Source organism: Methylomusa anaerophila, from assembly GCF_003966895.1.
Classification (GTDB): domain Bacteria; phylum Bacillota; class Negativicutes; order Sporomusales; family Sporomusaceae; genus Methylomusa; species Methylomusa anaerophila.
Genome location: NZ_AP018449.1, coordinates 3,867,437 through 3,887,239, shown reverse-complemented (window position 1 = coordinate 3,887,239; position 19,803 = coordinate 3,867,437). Strand labels below are relative to the sequence as shown.

Sequence of the window (19,803 nt, the reverse complement as noted above, 5' to 3'; positions counted from 1 at the left end):
TCTGGTACTTAAATAAAAACAGATATTCCGACAAGTCGGTTTTATGGTATAATGATTAGCGTATTCAGTCGAATAATCAAGCTTTATTATTCGAATACCCGACCACAAAGGGAGGATATCCATGCAGAAAGGCGTTGGAACTAAAGATACTCAAACCAATGGTCGTCGTGATACGAACAAATCGTTATTAAAATTTTCAATTATAGCTTTTATTATATTGATAGTCATGGTGACTGGCGCAGGACTAGGTTTCTTAACAGCCAGTGTTCATACCATGCCTAGCTTAAAGGGGGAAATTCGGCCAGCCGCTTCTTCTCAATTATTCGATAACAACGGCAAACTGATTACCACTGTTCACTCTGTGGAAAATCGTTTGCCGGTTTCTATCAACAAAATCCCTAAAAACCTGCAAAACGCATTTGTAGCTGCTGAGGATGCACGTTTCTACCAACACTCCGGAATTGATCCCCGTGGTATTTTGCGGGCCATATGGGCCAATTTAACTGACCGCGGAATATCTGAAGGCGGCAGTACCATTACCCAACAGTTAGCCAGAAATGCTTTACTTTCGCAAGAACAGACGCTTAAGCGTAAAATTCAGGAAGCTTTCCTGTCTCTTCAAATTGAAAGGCAATATAGTAAAACTGAAATATTAGAAATGTATATGAATCATATTTATTTTGGACAAGGCGCCTATGGAGTTCAGGCTGCCGCACAGGTATACTTTGGGAAAAATGTTGAAGACCTCAATTTGGCTGAATGTGCAATGATTGCCGGAATTCCGAAAAGCCCAAATTATTATTCTCCGCTTAACAATTTAAAAGCGGCCAAAGAACGACAAGGAATCGTTTTGGAACAAATGGCCAAATATGGGTATATTGGCTCCTATGACGCAGCAGAAGCTAAAGCAACCGAAATTAAATTAGTCAAACGTACGTCTACAAATTCTTCCGTTGCATCCTATTTTGTAGATTATGTTATTCAAGTGCTTATTGAAAAATACGGTGCTGACGCGGTTTACAAGGACGGTCTAAAGATCTATACTACATTAGATCTTTCTATGCAAGAGGCGGCAGAACGGGCAATGAGTCAACTTCCTACTGACCGTACCGAAAATGGGATTAAACAACCGCAAGGCGCTCTTGTAGCTATTGATCCTCACAATGGTCATATCAAAGCTATGATTGGTGGGCGAGGCAATGATCAATTTAACCGGGCGGTATTGGCAGAACGGCAGCCCGGATCTGCATTCAAGCCTTTTGTATATCTTGCGGCCATTGAAAGCGGGTTTACCCCGGCTACTATAGTTGAAGATAAGCCAATTACCATCGATGGATATTCACCTGTAAACTATGATCATCAATTCCACGGTCCACTGTCGCTGCGTTCGGCTTTAGAGCAGTCGATAAACGTTGTAGCCGTTAAGTTGGCCCAGCAGGTGGGCGTTGATAAACCATTATATTATGCCCAACAGATGGGAATATCTACTTTGGTGCTGCGTGGCAATACCAACGACCGCAACCTCGCTATGGCTTTAGGCGGTCTTTCCCGTGGCGTTACGCCGCTTGAGATTGCCAGTGCCTATGGCGTCTTGGCCAATCAGGGGATTCGAGCCGAACCTACTGCAATTGTCAAAGTAATAGACCGGAATGGCAAAGTACTTGAAGAAAACAGTCAGCGGGAAAAAGCCGTGATCAATGAGCGTTCTGCTTATATTCTCACCGATATGATGCGGGGAGTAATTACGCACGGTACAGGAGCCGCTGCCAACTTCGGCCGGCCTGCTGCCGGCAAAACCGGTACTACCAGCGATAATAAAGACGCCTGGTTTGTGGGCTTTACACCGGACTTGGTTGCCGCAGTTTGGATGGGTTACGATAATACCGGATATTTAGATGGAATCACAGGCGGCACTATACCAGCGGAAATATGGAGATCCTTTATGTCGGATGTCGCTGATAAATACACAGCGCGTGATTTTGTCAAGCCTTCCGGTGTCGTTGCCGTTCGTGTATCCAATAGAGATGGTCTGCTCATAAATGACCCGAATAATCAAGATTCTCGTAATGAGATATTCATGGAAGGTACACAGCCGACAAAAGTATCAACTGCTACTGCCGATAAGGACGCAAAAGACAAGGACAATAAAGATGCGAATAAAGATGGAAAAAAATCTGGACAACCAGAATCTACGACTGAGCCTGTTCAGTCTGATAAAATACTACCGCCTCCACCACCAAGGTCTGACAAACAAACCGTTTCTCCGGCTCCGCCGCCGCCACCTGAGAAACAATCAGGTTCAGACAAAAAAAATTAATTAAATATAGTAGAAAACACGCGTAATTTTACGCGTGTTTTTTGCAATTTAAGCATATATATTTTAGTAGGTGTATCAAATGCGGTTAGTTTGTTAATCGATACAAGTATCATCTTCAGCCAGGAATAGGAGCAGAATGATGATGATAATAATTACCACCACTATGCTGTTATTGCCGCCGAAACAACCACCAAATCCACGTGACATTATGTTTTCCCCCTTTCTTAATTCATAATCCGGTTATTATGTTAATCGATACAAGTATCATCTTCAGCCAGGAATAGGAGCAGAATGATGATGATGATAATTACCACCGCTATACTGTTATTGCCGCCGAAACAACCAAATCCACGTGACATAATATTTTCCTCCCCTCATAACTTATAAAAAGGTTTTCTAATATCCAAGATATGAGTTTATCGTTTTTTTGGTTACTACTTTTACCGAATTACCCCTTGTTATCAACCCACATCTTGAAGATTAAAGGACTTTAAGCAAGTAAGTAATTTATAAAATTATAAATCTTCGCAAGTATCATTAAAAGACAACAACAACAGAAGAATAATGATGATGATGATTGGAACACTACCGAAACCACCACAACCGAATCCACCACGCATTTAAAACAGCCTCCTTAAAGTATTTCATTTTAGGGCAGTAATTAAAACAAGATGTCTGGCGCTATAAATACTGCCCGCCCTTCTACTTCAATATATGGGATTGACGATTGAATTGTTACTGGCTGCAAGGTAGCATTTGTTTATTTTCACCTGTCTGCCCGGCACTTATTGCAGTAATCGCTTAATTTGCTTGGGCGCCTCTGTGGCAACTTTTACTGACTGCATGGTACTGGTAATTACCTCCGTTATATTACGGACCTTGTCTACGGCAGAACTCATTGAACTTATCCCGCGATCCATTGGTACGTTACCAGACATCAGCGACAGAACAATTACTAAAAATTGAGCATTAAAATTCGGGTTTTCAACTATTTTTCTAAATAGAGCCGCAGGAGAAGCTTCTTTTTTTATCCTGGATTTTTTACTTGCAACCTGCTTTTGATTATCCGAATCCTTTTGAACTGTTGGTTCATTCACAGTAGGGGATTCCGCGCTTATATCAATTGTTCGTTTGTTACGCCGCCGCCGCAACCGCATACACCCACCACCCTTCCAAACCGTTCTTTAATCCAATATATGATTGAACGTCATTAATTGTTTCTCAAATTATAGAACGGACACTCACCAAATTGGTTTGCATGAATAAATTAATAAAAAATATTCTCGGGAGGTGCTTCAAGATTGTTGGAACAATTTGGAAATCTTATGGATATGGTAAAAAAAGTGCAACAAAATGTTGACGGCATTCAAGACCGGTTAAAGCAAGAACGAATTCAAGTCGCAAGTGGTGATGTTGTAAAAATAACAGTCAATGGGCAACAAGATATTGTGGGTATTGAATTCAACGAAAAATACCTCGCCCCGGAAAACGCGATGCTGCTGCAGGATCTATTAATTGCGACAATTAATAATGCTTTGGCTAAGTCGCGGGAATTGAACCAGGAAGCCATGACCAAATTAGCTGCCGATCTAAATCTTCCTAAAATTCCAGGCCTATTTTAAGGAGGCGGTTATATGCCGGGCGGACCTATAGATAAATCTGGATCGCCATCTCTAATTCATACAATTACTCGTCTGATAGATGCCAGCATAACTGAAGGAGCGGGCCTTGACAACTTAATTACGGTTCTATCCATTATTTGTCTGATATCCGTATTAAACCGCAACCAAACCATGGAATCGCCCGCTCCGACAAGCTCTGCGGCAAGCAGCAATCCAATTCAGAAACTGCTCGGCGAATTAACTAAAGCAGAAGGCAGTAAAGGAGGTTCTCCGGACCTGATGTCGCTCTTGCCTTTATTGAACAACCCCCAAATAAAGTCAAAGCTCAATCCTGCAACTATGGCGAGTATATTGGGTATGTTAAATAATATGAGTGGATCAGCGTCTGATAAGCCTGATAAGCCTAACAAACAAGAACAGGCGAAAGACAAAGCAAAAAGTGATCATAAGAACGGAAGTAAGGAATCAGAAGCAATAACTTTAGATTCAAATGATACAGCCAACCGCGCAGCCTCCGCCGCAATAAGTGATTCTCCCCCCCCTGCGGTTCCTGAGCCTCAGGATGAAGGGGAAGAAGGAGAAAACCCGGATAATGAAAGTAAGAATTTGGGAAGATATTTAAATTGGAAAAACAATTTTTGAAGCATAAAAACCGGGATAGCTATTTTAGCCATCCCGGTTTTTATATATTATCTAATCTAACCTCGATCAAAGAAAGGATTTTTCCCTGCTACACTCAAGGGTATACCGTAGGCAACTTTCACTTCTTCTTCGAAAATTGCCAGATTTAAAGCTGCACGACCTATAGAAAACATGATTCTGTTGTCGGCGTGATGTTGTGAAGCAATACTGACAGCTGACCCGATCGCAATGCCCAAATCTCCTACACTTATAGAGCAAAGTCCTGAGTTTTTCGTGTTTTCCTGGCAGTTTGCAAAGCCACAATATCCACAAGAAGGTACACCCACCGGTTTCACTTTTTGACCTAATAACACTACCAATGCTGATTTTTCTACACATTTTGCATCCCGTGCAAAAAAATCTGCGCCGGTTGTTTGGGCGATGCGGCACATTTCCTCTGACAGCTGGTCCTTCACGCGGCCTTTCACCGTCATTACAACCAAATTGTCAATTCCTTTGCCTTTAGGAGCAGTCCTGGCCGCAACGCACATTAAGTCTGCAATGTACTCGATCGCCCTGTCTTCAATTTCCTGGCTTTTTGAAATCATACTCTCTCCTCCAATATCTTACAGAATAAATACAGGCGAATCATAATTAGGTTAATCTTACTACCGTGGCTCCGGTACCCCCTTCGTTTAATTCGGCGATTTTTATTTCTTGTACTCTTGGATGTCCTGCCAAATAGCTCTTGACCCCTTTTCTGAGAGCTCCGGTTCCCTTGCCATGAATTATCAATACTTCCGGCAACCCCGCGAGTAAAGCATCGTCAATATACCGATCAAGAATATTTTCAGCCTCTTCAATTGTCATACCCCGTATATCAATCTGTCGTGCCGCGGATTGAATTGGAATTACCCTAGTTCGACTTTTTGCCGGAACAATATTCCCCGGCTGATCTACAAGTCTGCATTCTGATAAGGGAACAGTTAGTTTCAAAATTCCCAACTGAACTGTGGCATCATCCCCATTCAACGCTATAACCTCGCCTTTTTGCTGTAGAGAGGTAATATATACATGCATTCCGGGCTTAACGGCTGCGGATTTCAGCTCCGGCAGCTCTTTCTCATCGTAAACGCCGGTTATATTCACTTGATCAGAAATATTTCGCAATTGCTTGCGGGCGCTATCGATGGCATTCTGTCGCTCGCGGTTACTTTGAGCAAAAAATTGCGCTTTTAAGTTCCCTATTATTTCTTCGGCCTCACGGCGAGCTTGACGTAATAAAGCCGCTGCCTCATCGTGAGCTTTTCGCAGCAGACTATTTTTTTGGTCAACTAGCCTCCGTTCTTCCAGTTGCAGCCGATCCTGCAATACCCGTACATCTTGTTCTAAATGATTAACTTCCTGCAATTTTGCGGTATAGGCCCGTTTTTGTTCCTCAAGAGCGCTGAGTACGGTTTCAAATTCAGCGTGTTCTTTGTGAATCAATTGTTTCGCCCGTTCTATAATCAAGTCCGACAGCCCCAACCGTTTACTAATCGCGAATGCGTTGCTGCTGCCAGGTATACCAATAAGCAACCGATAAGTCGGTCGTAATGTTTGTATATCAAATTCTACGCTGGCATTTTCAATTCCATGTCTGGTATAGGCAAATGTTTTCAGCTCGCTATAATGGGTTGTGGCTATCGTCCTTGCGCCGATTTGATGAATGTATTCCAGCATGGACATGGCTAATGCCGCTCCCTCGCTGGGATCAGTACCTGCGCCAATTTCGTCGATTAACACCAAATCGTCAGCGGTTGTCCTGGCAAGAATACGAACCAGATTACTCATATGAGCTGAAAAAGTACTTAAACTTTGCTCAATGCTTTGTTCATCACCAATATCGGCAAATATATTTTTAAATACCGGCATTTGCGAGTCGGGAGCAGTGGAAATAAACAAACCGGCTTGAGTCATCAAGGCAAACAATCCTACAGTTTTAAGCGTTACCGTTTTTCCGCCGGTATTTGGCCCGGTAATTAACAATGTGTGAAACGGTCCTCCCAAATTAACATCGATAGGGACTACTTTGTCCGCAGGTATGAGAGGATGCCGCGCTTGCAGCAAATTTATATAACCTTGAGCATTAATGGTTGGTCTCTGGCTATGCATTTCTATACTTAACTTTGCCTTGGCAAATACAAAATCCAGCTGCGCTAAGATTTTGCAGTTTTCCTGGATAAGAGGCGCATCTTTGGCAATTTGGCCGCTGATAACGATCAGTATACGTTCTATTTCGGCCTTTTCAGCGGCCATGAACTGTTTAATATCATTATTTAAATTGACTACGGCTATCGGTTCAATAAATAAAGTAGCCCCACTGGCTGATTGGTCATGGACAATCCCCGGAAAATGCTGCCGGTATTCCTGCTTTATAGGGATCACATACCGGTCGCCGCGCATGGTAACTAAAGCATCCTGAAAGTATTTTTGATATTCACCGGAACGTAAAATTGTATCGAGCTTTTCTTTCACTCTATTTTGCGCCTGTTTAATTTCGCGGCGGATTTTAAGTAGTTCACTGCTGGCATCATCACGGATCGTTCCCTGTTCAGTCAATATACCTTCCAGCGAGTTTTCAAGAGGGCGCAGGACGCTAATATTTGCTGCCCATCCTTTAAGTATAGGTATGCTCATCGGCAAATCTGCGATAAAGACTTTAATTCGCCGGGCAGAATATAGAGTACTGCTAACTGACAATAACTCATTTGGCTCAAGAACAGCACCCAGTTCGGCCCTTTTGGCTGTTGCCCGTATGTCACGAATGCCGCCCAGCGGAATACTTGTTTGATTGTTCATGATATCAACTGCTTCGGCGGTCTCAGACAGGCGAATTTCAACTTCCGCATAGTCGCTGGCCGGAACAAGTTGTTCGGCTAATTCCCTTCCCATTATGGAACCTGTTCTCTCAGCAAGCATTTCCCGAATTTTAATATATTCAAGATTTGATAAAACAGAAATATCCATTATTGCTCTCCCTAAGCGTGTTGCAAACAACACGCAATCTTAATTTTTAGAGGCTAGTGGTCTGTCTACATTGAAAGCGTAAATGAATTCGCGGGAATTTTTTCGCAAGGCGAGGCGGAGGAAGCGCACATATCGGACATATGTAAGCTGACGACAACGAAGCATGGCGGAAAAAGGCCCGCGAAGTAATTATGATTTCAGTGTAGACAGACCACTAGGTTGCCAGTAGTCTGTCAAGTTTAAAGGCCTACAATACACCACGGAAATAATGTCCCCGCGTTATATTGGGATGTTCCATGGAATCAGCCTTATCTTTTGCAATCAGAGGATGATCTTCACCCAAATCCATTAATTCCCGATACAATCGGGTAATTCGACCGACTTCCTCAGTTGCCATATATTTTGCTTCAATCCGTAAACGGCCGATACCACTTCGGCACAGCTTGGGGATGTGGGGCAGCATGGATAATTCCTTAGCGTTTAAAATATGCATGCGGCAGTATTGGTCCGATACAACCGGAAATCTTTCATTTTTTCTGTCTTTCAACCAATACCTGCCTGTTAAACACTTTCGTTGACAATCATCATTGTGAAGTTCACCCAGGTAACTGCCTGCTACACAATACTCAGAAATCATCAATGTCATGTGGCCATGAACTAAACATTCCAATATTATATTCGATTTACCTGCCAATTCTTCAACCTGCGCAAAATTTAACTCTGGTGACAAAGTCAAACTAACCAGTCCGTTCCCTGCCAAAAAGCGGGTAGTAATCGAATTATAAATATTCAATGGATAGTCACCGTGTAGCAGCACTGTTGAAAACCCATTTAACAGATAAAGCGTACCGATATTGGCGACACTAATCGCATCAGGCTTAAGCCCGGCTAGCCACTCAAGCTCGGGCACTAAATCTTTCATTTGCCAAAATCTCACAATACGCGGGGTATTAAAAATAATTTTTTTCCCGCTGTCGCGGCTGATATCTAATGCCCCCAGGTAGTCATTACGGGAAATAACGTTGCCAGTAAAATTTTCACCGCCGAACATGATAATGTCTGCTCCACTGGTAGCCGCCGCCGCTGCTTTCTCAACACTATCAACATTTACCACCAGATCCGGTTTATTGCTCTTAAGTGCGTTTTTAACAGGAACAGGCAATATATCTGCCAGACTAAATTCCTTTCTCCTAAGCTGTTCTCTAGAAAACCTGGCCAAGCGTGTCTTCTCCAGTTGTTCAACAGCCCGGCGTCTGGCATCATTAATCTCGCTGACAGGTACCATCACTTCGCCGGTAATGTTGCAAGTCAGTTCCCGTAATTCAAATATGGTAGTACCTAGACGTTCAACTTGCTTGGCGATGATCTCTTTCGTCAAAGGTCTTTTAAGAGCTTTTTCCGCTACAAAAGACGTCTTTGCCATTCCTACAAACCCGTCCGCATCCTGCATTTCAATGGATAATGGCTGCCCTTGGGCCACCGCTACAATGATATCTACCGGAATACGCCGCACTGCAGCGGGGCCTGTGAAAAACGCCCTGGCCTTGTCCATAAGCCGGCGGTCGTAAACCTTAAAAACCCGGTCATTTACGCGGACCGGCGTCGGTACGGAAACAGAAACCTCCGTAGCCGCAGGCGCCTCGGCGACAGATTGTCCTTTAACTGCTAGTGATGTCACGGTAGTATTGACACGTCCCCCAACTTTCACCCAGAATTCAATAATATCACCAACTTGCAGCGGCTCATCCAGCTTAAGCACAGCCCTTCCAGAATCGGGATTGTAACTGATTACCCGCCCGACGCGCACTCCCCGGTTATTCGGCCGCCGGTCACTTATCATGTTGCGTCCGGGTTTATTGATCAAATATCCAGTTGTAAAGTCTCTGTTGAAAATTTGGGTGACATCCTTTTTGTCTTGCTCCGATACGGAAAACCCTTCTTTACTGCTTAAGTAAGAATCAATTGCGCGCCGGTACGTATCAACAACTACTGCCACATATTCGGGACGTTTCATGCGTCCCTCAATCTTAAAAGAAGTTACGCCTGTTTCAATAAGGTGCGGTAACAAATCAATGGTATTTAAGTCTTTGGGGCTAAGCAAATATTCACCGGCATTGCGATGTTCCAGTAGGTTTATACCTTGAGCATCAACAAGCGTATAAGGTAACCGGCAAGGTTGGGCGCAACGGCCTCTGTTGCCGCTCCTGCCGCCGATCATACTGCTCATAAGACATTGTCCGGAGTAACAGATGCATAGTGCTCCATGGACAAATATTTCAATTTCGACATTGATTTTTTTAGCTTCATTTTTAACTTCTTTACATATCAATTCAATCTCAGTCAATGAAAGTTCTCTTGCCAGCACTACTCTGGTAAATCCCAAGTTCGCTAAAAATTTTACTCCCTCTATGTTATGTACAGTCATCTGGGTACTGGCATGAACAGGTAACTGGGGAGCTACTTTTTTGGCAACGACGGCAACGCCCAAGTCCTGTACAATAATAGCGTCAGCACCAATATCATAGAGATGCTGGAGAGAATTAACCAGCACTGGAATTTCGTTATCGTCAACAAGCGTATTGACAGTTACAAAGACCGACACACCGCGGAAGTGAGCAAAACGCACCGCCGCGGAAAGTTCTTCGTCAGTAAAATTAGCAGCGTAATGCCGCGCTCCGAACATTTTTCCCCCTAAATAAACGGCGTTAGCACCGCTTTCGACAGCCGCGATCAATGCTTCACGGCTACCAACCGGAGCAAGCAGTTCAATCACAAATGATTCACCCTTTCTAAATGCCAAACCAAAGCCAGTGCACCCTTTCCTCAATCCCCAAGATGTCAACTGCATGACCGTCGATACAGTAAAAGAAGAAGGGCATGCCCTTCCTCCTTGTTAATGCAGGTCTTTCCTATTTTTTAATTGTTTATATTTTTGATAACTTGATTGTCTGATTGAGAAGGAAGATTTTGATTCAACTGTTTGATATATGTTGCCAGATAATCAACGTCGTTCATAAAGCTTTCAAACTTCGCCCACTTTTCGCCAGTTAGACTAAGGGGATTCTCATATATACTTTTAATATAGTTCTCAAAATCCCGCTTTGTTAGCGGTTCAGTTTCGGGAGTCCTGATCAAACTGAATTCGCCGCAACTTTCAAGACGTGCAAGCTGTATATCTTTTAAATCAGTAAAATCCAAGCCCTTTTTATGAAGTTCCTGACGCAAATCATCAAAATTAAACTGAGTTTTATTAAAATTATCTTTTAATATTTTTCCATCTTTCACCAGAGTTATAGGGATACCTTCAAACCATTTTCTGAGGGTGGTATTTTTTAAGGCCAAATATGCAATTACCTGCTGAAGAACCAATAGAGCAAGCAGACCCTCTGCCCCCGCAATTAAAGTGGGGTTCCGGTCCATAGCGCCTGCTACAATAATATCGCCTATTCCTACCATGATTACAAAATCAAATGGGGAAAGTTGGCCGACTGTGCGGTTTCCCATTATCCTAACAACAAACAACGCAGCAACGAACAATATAACTAACCGTAGGAATACCTGCCCAACAGCCCCAATTTCCAACACGATACCACTCCTTTCCTGATGTTATTATTACATACTGTCAGGAGTGTTATACCGTAATTCATCATGTTCTCAAACAAAATGATACTGCTATTTTTTCATCTCGTCAATAAGTGCAATGTAATCTTCTTCAAGTTTCAAGTATTCATCGACAATATGCAAAGCTGCTAATACAGCGACTTTGATTGGTGGTAATTTAGGATTAGATCTGGCTATTTTCTTCATGCGTTTATCTAGTATTGCCGCTAATTGTACAACCTGTTCCGGTTCTACATTGCCCTTAAGCGCATAGTTTTCGCCAAATATTTCAACCGTAACTCTATTTGTCTTCTCAGCCATCGTTTCACCTGACCTTATATCTCTTACCAACCTATTATGTATTTTTCGACCCAGGAAATACATTTCCTGCCTAATTTAGAGAAAAAGACGGGCATACTTGCCCGTCACAGCTTGCCGACAAACCCCAGGCTGTTCAAAAGCGAGCATAGCTAGGCGCACCGGAAGAGCCCGCCGCGCCGCGTACTTCGGGGGTACGCAAGCAAGGGCTCTGAGGAGCAACGACGCTAGGCGAAGTTTTTCAACAGCCTGAGACGGGCATACTTGCCCGTCATGCATGGTAAACAGTGTTTTGCTATACTCTTAGTTTGGCTGCAAAAGTATTCTCTATGTGAATAACAATTTGTTTATGAAGGGTATCAATTTCTTCATCTGTTAACGTTCTGTCATTTGAACGGAAAGTTAATGAAAATGCCAAGCTACGGAAACCTTCCGGCACTTGTTTGCCGCAATAAACATCAAACAATTGCACGCCGGTTAAGAGCGGTCCGGCACTGCTGATTATCGCTTGTTCCACCTGTCCCGCCTGGACATTGTCAGGCAATACTATGGCTAAATCCCGCGTAATCGCCGGATATTTAGGCAGAGACTGATACTCACTAATAAGGCTGGCGTGCTTTTCCAATGCCTCAACATTTACCTCAAACAAGTATACTTTGCGGTTAATGTCAAAAGCATCAAGAACGGAAGGATGGATTTCCCCTGCATAGCCGATTACATTGCCATCAACGATAAATTGGGCAGTTTTCCCCGGATGCAGCGACACATGTTCAGCACTGGAAACCTGATATCCGGAAATACCCAAACCTTCCAGAATACATTCAACAGCTCCCTTAGCATCGTAAAAATCAACAGACTCTTTTGATTGGTTCCATAATAACTCATGACGTCTTCCCGTTAACGCGCCGCAGAGCATTACCGGTTCGGAAGGAAAATCACTTAGCGGAAGCCTAGCCGGCAAATATACGGTGCCTACTTCATATAGTTTTAAGTCATCATTTTTCCTGGATAAGTTTCTGGCGATTGTTTCCATCATACCACCCAAAAGAGTAGTTCTGAGAACTGGAAAATCTTCAGTTATCGGGTTAAGAACTTCAATCGTCCGGCGTAAGCGGCTGTCGGCAGGCACGTTTAATTTATCCAAAACCTGAGGGTGAGAAAAACTTAAAGACATCGTCTCCGAAAATCCTATACCCGCTAATAAACCCTTAACTGTGTCAATAATAGTTTGGGTATAGCTTTGGCTGCCTTTGGCCATGCTTCCCACCGGTGTTGTGGAAGGCACATTATCGTAACCGTAAATTCTGGCAATTTCTTCACTAATGTCAGCCGCAACTGTTACATCTCCCCGCCACGTAGGGACCGTGACGGTAATACAATCTCCTTGAACATCAACTTCGAACTCTAAGCGTTTGAAAATGTCCAACATGGTTTTTTTAGGAATATCGGTACCCAAATAGGCATTTATCTCTTGCGCAGAAAATGTAATCTGTTTAGGAAGCTGAACCCCAGGGTATACGTCCAGAATTCCCTGGCAAACTTTGCATGCCCCCATATCTTCCAGAAGTTTGGCCGCCCGGTCCAAAGCTCTTATTACATTCGCAGTATCCACCCCCCGCTCAAATCTGCCGGAAGCTTCTGATCTGAGACTTAAGGCGCGGGAGGTGCGCCGAATACTGGTCCCTTTAAAAGATGCGGCTTCCAAGAGTACCGTATGAGTATTTTTTGTAACCTCAGTTGCCAGTCCCCCCATAACTCCGGCTATGCCTACCGGCTGAACCGCATCCGCTATTACCAGCATATCCGGCTCAAGCTCTCTTTTCACTCCGTCTAATGTAGTAATTTTTTCTCCCGGATTTGGATTTCGCACGATAATGCTGTGACAGGATAATAAGTCGTAATCATAAGCATGAAGCGGTTGCCCCAATTCAAGCATGACAAAATTTGTTACGTCAACAACATTATTAATGGGTCTCATACCGGCTGCCTGAATGCGCTGCTGAATCCAAACAGGCGAAGGGCCTATTTTTACTTCCCTAAAGATACGGGCGGCAAACCTGGCGCACAGAGACGGGTCATCAATATGAATATCAGCCAAACCATTCACTTTATCCGGCGCTGATTCACGCAAGCTGAGCATAGGCTTTTTTATATTACTGCCAGTCAAAACAGCAATTTCCCTGGCAAGTCCTAAAATACTAAAACAGTCTGCGCGATTGGCGGTCAGTTCAAATTCTAATACCACATCATCAAGTCCGAGAGCAGTCCTGACATCCACGCCAACAGGAGTTTCAGCCGCTAAAATGTAAATTCCGTTGCGGGCTTCGGGTGGGACAATCTTACTGTCAATGTTGAGTTCGTCGGTTGAACATAACATGCCGCAAGACATCATCCCCCGCAGTTTTGCCGGCTGTATAGTCATGCCGTTTGGCAGTTTCGCCCCTACGGTTGCTACCGGCACTATATCCTCTTTGCGAATATTGGTTGCGCCAGTGACGATAGTTAACACTTCGGAGCCGCTATCTACTCTGCAAACTGATAATTTGTCGGCATCTGGATGGGGTGCAATATCAACAATTTTTCCGGTTACAACTCCCTCAATATTTTGCCCCAGATACTCAATACCGGCCACCGGGATACCTGCCATAGTCAGCATATCGGCAAGCTTTTCGGGAGTTTCGTTTATGTCTACATAGTCTTTAAGCCATTTTATCGATGCGCGCATAACGTTTCTCCTTTTCTCATCTTCTAGAATTGTCGTAAAAACCGTATATCATTATCGAAAAACAACCTCAAATCATCAATGCCATAAACCAGCATAGCAATACGTTCGATACCCATGCCAAAGGCAAAGCCGCTTACTATTGAAGGGTTGTAATTGCTCATTGCCAGTACGCGGGGATGGACCATGCCGGAACCCAGTATTTCCAGCCAGCCTGTACCGGAACACACCCTGCAGCCATCTCCTTCACACATAACGCAAGAAATGTCAACTTCAGCGCTGGGTTCGGTGAATGGGAAGAAGCTCGGTCTAAAACGTACCTTTACCTTATTACCGAATATCTCTTGCACAAATAATTCGAGAGTGCCTTTCAAATCAGAAAAACGAATTCCTTTACCGATTACCAGCCCCTCAACCTGGTGGAACATGGGAGAGTGAGTCGCATCGTAATCTCTCCTGTATACTGTACCGGGTGCAATAATACGAATCGGACTATTGGGTTCAACGGCCTGCATGGTTCTGACTTGGACCGGTGAAGTATGTGTTCTTAAGAGAAAGTCCTTAGTAATGTAGAATGAATCCTGCATATCCCTGGCCGGATGATCCTGCGGTAGATTCAGAGCCTCAAAGTTATAATAATCGTTTTCAACTTCAGGCCCTTCGGCAACATCAAATCCCATTCGCATAAAGGTTTCTTTAATACGGTTCAGGGTTAAAGTTAAAGGATGCTGATGTCCCATAGACACCATACGTCCCGGCAATGTTACATCGATTTTTTCCGAGGCCAAGCGGTCGGCAAGTTCTGCTTGTTTTAATTTCTCAAGTTTAGTGGAAATATTATGTTCCAGTTCCGTTCTCACTTCGTTGACAATTTGACCAAGCCGCGGTCTTTCTTCCGGGCTTAAAGCTCCCAATCCTCTCAGTACACCTGTCAGCAAACCCTTTTTACCCAAGTACTTAACTTTTAGTTCATTTACGCTGTCTATATTGTTTGCCTTTGACAGCTCTTTAAGTGCAGTTTGCCGTAACGAACGCAGTTGCTCTTCCATATAAGCCTCCCAATAGTAATATTAGACAAATAAAAAACGACCTTCACCCATCTAAGGGGCGAAAGTCGTACTTCGCGGTACCACCCTATTTTATTGCTTACTTTCCTCTAACGGGGAACAAACGCCGGACCTACACAAGATGCTCTTCAGTCCGGATACTCAAGAGTGAACTTCTGTTAGACTGTATTCGGCGCTGCTCTCAATCTCCGGCAGGCATCCTCCCTGTGGAATCAGACAAACATACTCTCTCTATCATCGTACAATAATATTCAATTATAATTATTGCGTCATTAATCTTTTGTACCACAGATATGCAGCAATGGAACCAGTAGCTTCAAAGACTCTCCAGAAGAATTCGGCGGCCACCATCTAAGACCACGCCCTCTCTGCCTACGTTGGCAATTTCAGGTCATTGCTAAAGGTATTATAACATAGGGACAGTCAAATTACAAGGACGCCGCTGCCGTACTGCTTCATATAAAATGATTCCTGCTGCCACTGAAACATTTAATGACTCTGCCTTACCGTATAGCGGAATATTTAGCCGAGTTTGAGCTATGTCCAGCAATTCTCGGCTAATCCCACTACCTTCGTTGCCAAACATAATGGCTGCCGGCATTCGGAAATTAGCCTCATAATACATATTTGCTCCTTCCAGCGACGTAACGTATAGAAGTATACCATTTTGGTGAAGTTTAGGCACCAACTCCTCCGGAGCAATACCTTCCACAATAGGCAGATGAAATAGGGATCCCATGGCCGCACGGGTTGCTTTGGTGCAAAATACGTCAACAGACCCTTTCAGCATAACGACTCCCGTACAACCGGCCGCATCCGCCGTACGAATGATGGTTCCCGCATTACCGGGATCTTGTACCCCATCTAGAATTACCAGCAGCGGATACACCGATTTTACGATTTCTTGCAGGGTGAAAGACTGCTTTTTTATCACTGTTAAAATACCTTGGGGCTGCTCCGTATCTGATATTTTTCCGTATACCTCTTCCGGTACCTGGACCAGTCTGCAATTCATAGCAGCAAGTCGCTCTAACATAGCATTTACCTTTTCTCGTTTTGCCGCGGAAGGGGTATAAATACAGAGGCTAATCTGCCAACCGGAAGATAAACTTTCTTCTACAAGCCGGACGCCCTCCGTTACAAACATTCCTAGTTCATCCCGATACTTTTTCTGTTTGAGCGATGCCACTTGTTTTATTAATTTATTGGAGGAACTGGTGATGATCTCGGCCATTCAAATTCCTCCAGTTTTTGATATCTTCAGTGCGATCAAGAACAACGAGTTGTCCGAAGGATTAATTGCCGCTCTGCTGCATTCGGCAAGTTGACTATCTTTGCAAGTTGCCCCCAATACTTTCCACTCCACTTCCAATAAATTCACATCACCAATTATAATACTCGTATTTTGCAAAGTCTATATGAATTTGGACAAACTATATCAAAGAGGTAACTCAAGATTAATATTGGAATAAGGGAGGATTAATTATGCAAGAAAAAGAGCAAGCGGTCATTTCCTACTTTCCGTCCAGTACCAAAGCTCAGGCAGCTGTCGATTTACTGGCGGCAGCCGGCTTTACCGATACCAACCTGAAAAGAACAAGCCGCTACGGAGTTGCTTATGACCCTGAACGTAATGATGCTTTAAATCGGGCTGAAACTCTTACGGGTTTAACCCTCTTTTCGATGAATACTTCCCATGAAGACAATGCATCATCACGGATTTTAATGGGTTCAGATCCTTCTGTCAGCGGTTTTAGTTTACGCGGTTACGGTATGGCCGGCGGTTATGCCTTTTCCGTGATAACCTTTGTACCCGAATCTAAAGTGGAGGAAGCTGTCAATATAATTAAACAAGCCGGCGGTGAAGTATAAAAAAGATCCCTGGGAATGCCAGGGATCTTAAGATCTCAACTATCGAATTGCCCCGAACTATCTACATTACATTGCTTTGGAGATGCAGTCAAAGGACAGCATATACTTGCGTATCGAGTTTTTGACCCCTTTTTTTACGATGGACATTAGATGAACATAGTTAGCTGTTTGGTTTTGGGCAAGTTCGTTTTTCAGAGTTTCCCCGGCAACTAAAGAAGTATCGGTCGCGATGTTTATCTTTGCAATGCCAGATCGTATAGAGTTTTGATAATCATCTTTGCTTAATTTAGATCCACCGTGCAGAACTAAAGGCACACTGACTTTATTATTAAGTTCAGCCAGACGGGAGAAGTTTAATTTCGGACTGCCATGGTAGGCTCCATGGTTTGTACCCACTGCTATTGCCAGCGCATCAATCTTGGTTTTTTCCACAAAATCAAGCGCCGTCTCCGGCTTCACCAAGTTTTCTTCGTTAATATCTTTCGTAGCTCCATAACAACCAACATAGCCCAATTCACCCTCGACAGAAATTCCGAGAGAATGGGCTATGCGTGTAATATCTTTCGTCCGTTTTAAATTTTCTTCGAAACACAATGAGGATCCGTCAAACATAATGGAAGTAAATCCCCAGCGAATAGCTTTCATCATTCCTTCGTAAGTATAACCATGATCCAGATGCAACGCAATAGGCATTGGCGACTTCAGCGCCGCTCTTACCATCGCCGCACTCAGAGTATCAACATCCACAAACTTGAACAAACGCTCGGGAATTCCAATCACCAAAGGGGTTTTTAATTCCTCGGCTACTTCAATTACTGCGCCTAATGTCTCAAAATTAAATACATTATATCCCCCAACGGCATACTTTCTTTTTCTTGCATCCTGAAGTAGTTCTTTCAGTGTTACCAAAGCCATGGCAATTCCTCCTTTTCAGTTTTTTGAACATTAAGCAAGGATTAAGCAATGTTAAGTTTGCATTAAGTTTTTGTTATATTGTATTCGCTACCTTCTTGAAAAAACCTGCTTAACTAGCATAGTTGCTGCAAATATTTAAAAAGTCAAATTTTTCACTTTACAGACGCCATAACTGCAATTATATAGTAGTGATTCCAAATATTTATAATATTATACAAAAAAATACAAAAACTCCCGGGCAGTATTACCGGGAGTTTGACACAGGCTGGCTCTATATGGAACGTATTAAAAAATTGAAATTATATCCGGGTATTAGGAACGCTTCGACGCTGTCGCTTAACCTCAGCTTATCCTAACACCCGGATGTCAATTTTTTAATGCGACATATTAGACAATTAATGCAGCTGTTCTTTGGCAGTGCTGGCCAGTTTGCTAAAAGCCGATATATCGTTTACAGCCATGTCTGCCAGCATTTTACGATTAACTTCAACACCAGCCTTTTTCAGGCCGTTAATCATCTGACTGTAAGAGATACCGTTAATACGGGCGGCAGCATTGATACGGGTAATCCACAACTTACGAAAATCACCCTTTTTGGCTCGACGGTCACGGCGAGCGTAATACAGCGCCTTCATTACAGTTTCATTGGCCTTTTTGAAAAGTGTACTCTTAGATCCGCGATATCCTTTGGCAAGTTTAAGAATCTTTTTGTGACGTCTATGTGCAGTCACGCCTTTTTTTACTCTTGGCATGTACGTAACCTCCTGTTATCACTATGAATTAAAAATATTAGAGTCTGTTTCTCCAAACTCCTAACATTAGGTTAGGATTGCGTGCTTTTCTAAAACATGCTTATTAAGCGTAAGGAAGCATTTTGGTTACACGTTCATGATCGGACTTACTAACCAAACCTGCCTTACGCAAATTACGTTTACGTGATGGCGATTTTTTTTTCCAAAATATGACTTTTAAAGGCTTTCGCGCGTTTAAATTCGCCGGTGCCGGTAACTTTAAAACGTTTAGCGGCGCTTCGGCGGGTTTTGATTTTTGGCATGATGGGTATCTCCCCTTTCTAAATTTATAGGCTAAGCTACGGATTGTGTGGCTTAGGAGCTAGAATCATAATCATATTTTTTCCTTCAAGCTTGGGATCACGTTCAACAGTAGCAATATCTTTAAGTAAGGTAGCCATCCGGACCAAAACTTGCTTGCCTAATTCCGGATGAGAGAGTTCCCTTCCCCGGAACATGATGGTAGCTTTAACCTTGTCGCCGTCATCCAAAAAACGCTGAGCATTTTTAAGTTTTACGTTAAAATCATGATCTTCAATATTAGGACGAATTTTAACTTCTTTTACAGTAATAACTTTTTGTTTTTTCTTTACTTCTTTTTCACGCTTTTGCTGCTCATATCTAAATTTACCAAAATCCATTATCCGGCATACCGGCGGTTTGGCAGTGGGAGCTACCTCAACCAAATCAAGGTTTTGTTCAGCAGCTAAACGCAAAGCGTCCCTTAAAGAAATAATACCAAGTTGCTCATTGGCACTGCTGACTAGGCGAACTTCTTTAGCCCGAATCTCCTCATTAATCTTCAAATTAGTATTTTCTTTGCTAATTGCCGCACACCTCCAAATAGTTTTCAGTCAATAAAGCAATATAAAATGCGAGTGGAAAATTCCACCCGCCCGATAGCACACAAAAAGAATGCTACAATCCATATCAACCTCACGAACAGCTT

Annotated in this window: 17 protein-coding genes, 1 pseudogene and 1 other annotated feature (1 of these 19 running past the window's edge); of the genes and pseudogenes, 4 read left to right on the top strand and 14 right to left on the bottom strand. The window is 43.2% G+C overall.

The genetic code is table 11. The features are described from left to right. Positions 1–121 precede the first annotated feature (121 nt). Positions 122–2,317, top strand: coding sequence for a transglycosylase domain-containing protein (locus tag MAMMFC1_RS17550; RefSeq protein ID WP_126309759.1), 2,196 nt, complete (start codon positions 122–124; stop codon positions 2,315–2,317). Positions 2,318–3,102: 785 nt separating this feature from the next. Here MAMMFC1_RS17550 and MAMMFC1_RS17545 read toward each other — a convergent pair. Further along, a complete protein-coding gene (locus MAMMFC1_RS17545) occupies positions 3,103–3,474 on the bottom strand; it encodes a hypothetical protein (protein WP_126309758.1) in 372 nt (123 codons plus the stop codon). A gap of 144 nt (positions 3,475–3,618) precedes the next feature. Here MAMMFC1_RS17545 and MAMMFC1_RS17540 point away from each other — a divergent pair, with 144 nt between their 5' ends. Together MAMMFC1_RS17540 and MAMMFC1_RS17535 are read left to right on the top strand one after the other, a co-directional pair. Further along, a complete protein-coding gene (locus MAMMFC1_RS17540; protein WP_126309757.1) occupies positions 3,619–3,939 on the top strand; it encodes a YbaB/EbfC family nucleoid-associated protein in 321 nt (106 codons plus the stop codon). 12 nt (positions 3,940–3,951) lie between these two features. Then, a complete protein-coding gene (locus MAMMFC1_RS17535; protein WP_126309756.1) occupies positions 3,952–4,581 on the top strand; it encodes a hypothetical protein in 630 nt (209 codons plus the stop codon). A 56-nt stretch (positions 4,582–4,637) separates the two neighbouring features. Here MAMMFC1_RS17535 and MAMMFC1_RS17530 read toward each other — a convergent pair whose 3' ends face one another. From MAMMFC1_RS17530 to MAMMFC1_RS17490, 9 genes are all read right to left on the bottom strand, one after another. Next, a complete protein-coding gene (locus MAMMFC1_RS17530; protein WP_126309755.1) occupies positions 4,638–5,168 on the bottom strand; it encodes a ferredoxin domain-containing protein in 531 nt (176 codons plus the stop codon). A gap of 46 nt (positions 5,169–5,214) precedes the next feature. Then, positions 5,215–7,569, bottom strand: a complete 2,355-nt coding sequence (locus MAMMFC1_RS17525; protein WP_126309754.1) for an endonuclease MutS2 — start codon at positions 7,567–7,569, stop codon at positions 5,215–5,217. A 247-nt stretch (positions 7,570–7,816) separates the two neighbouring features. Beyond that, on the bottom strand, positions 7,817–10,342 hold the full coding sequence (locus MAMMFC1_RS17520; RefSeq protein WP_126309753.1) for a DUF3656 domain-containing U32 family peptidase: 2,526 nt from the start codon (positions 10,340–10,342) through the stop codon (positions 7,817–7,819). 143 nt (positions 10,343–10,485) lie between these two features. After that, on the bottom strand, positions 10,486–11,154 hold the full coding sequence (locus MAMMFC1_RS17515; protein ID WP_408631217.1) for a DUF421 domain-containing protein: 669 nt from the start codon (positions 11,152–11,154) through the stop codon (positions 10,486–10,488). Between the two features lie 87 nt (positions 11,155–11,241). Continuing rightward, on the bottom strand, positions 11,242–11,490 hold the full coding sequence (locus MAMMFC1_RS17510; protein WP_126309752.1) for a cell division protein ZapA: 249 nt from the start codon (positions 11,488–11,490) through the stop codon (positions 11,242–11,244). 292 nt (positions 11,491–11,782) lie between these two features. Then, positions 11,783–14,212, bottom strand: a complete 2,430-nt coding sequence (pheT, locus tag MAMMFC1_RS17505; RefSeq protein WP_126309751.1) for a phenylalanine--tRNA ligase subunit beta — start codon at positions 14,210–14,212, stop codon at positions 11,783–11,785. Positions 14,213–14,235: 23 nt separating this feature from the next. Beyond that, on the bottom strand, positions 14,236–15,258 hold the full coding sequence (gene pheS / locus MAMMFC1_RS17500; RefSeq protein WP_126309750.1) for a phenylalanine--tRNA ligase subunit alpha: 1,023 nt from the start codon (positions 15,256–15,258) through the stop codon (positions 14,236–14,238). A gap of 279 nt (positions 15,259–15,537) precedes the next feature. Next, a complete protein-coding gene (locus MAMMFC1_RS22975) occupies positions 15,538–15,627 on the bottom strand; it encodes a YqzL family protein (protein WP_126309749.1) in 90 nt (29 codons plus the stop codon). 55 nt (positions 15,628–15,682) lie between these two features. After that, entirely contained in the window at positions 15,683–16,510 is an 828-nt protein-coding gene (locus tag MAMMFC1_RS17490) for a TrmH family RNA methyltransferase (RefSeq protein ID WP_126309748.1), read from the bottom strand. Positions 16,511–16,761: 251 nt separating this feature from the next. Here MAMMFC1_RS17490 and MAMMFC1_RS17485 point away from each other — a divergent pair, with 251 nt between their 5' ends. Then, positions 16,762–17,148 (top strand): hypothetical protein, encoded by a 387-nt coding sequence (locus MAMMFC1_RS17485; protein WP_126309747.1) that lies wholly within the window; start codon positions 16,762–16,764, stop codon positions 17,146–17,148. A 66-nt stretch (positions 17,149–17,214) separates the two neighbouring features. Here MAMMFC1_RS17485 and MAMMFC1_RS17480 read toward each other — a convergent pair whose 3' ends face one another. The 4 genes and pseudogenes from MAMMFC1_RS17480 to infC all read right to left on the bottom strand — a co-directional run bounded on the left by MAMMFC1_RS17480 (position 17,215) and on the right by infC (position 19,660). Beyond that, positions 17,215–18,063 (bottom strand): class II fructose-bisphosphate aldolase, encoded by an 849-nt coding sequence (locus tag MAMMFC1_RS17480; RefSeq protein WP_126309746.1) that lies wholly within the window; start codon positions 18,061–18,063, stop codon positions 17,215–17,217. A gap of 395 nt (positions 18,064–18,458) precedes the next feature. Next, positions 18,459–18,815, bottom strand: coding sequence for a 50S ribosomal protein L20 (gene rplT / locus MAMMFC1_RS17475; RefSeq protein WP_126309745.1), 357 nt, complete (start codon positions 18,813–18,815; stop codon positions 18,459–18,461). A gap of 103 nt (positions 18,816–18,918) precedes the next feature. Continuing rightward, positions 18,919–19,117: pseudogene (rpmI, locus tag MAMMFC1_RS17470) on the bottom strand (50S ribosomal protein L35). Between the two features lie 36 nt (positions 19,118–19,153). Further along, entirely contained in the window at positions 19,154–19,660 is a 507-nt protein-coding gene (infC, locus tag MAMMFC1_RS17465) for a translation initiation factor IF-3 (RefSeq protein ID WP_174234386.1), read from the bottom strand. 54 nt (positions 19,661–19,714) lie between these two features. Beyond that, positions 19,715–19,803, bottom strand: a sequence feature (ribosomal protein L20 leader region) (it continues 42 nt past the right edge of the window).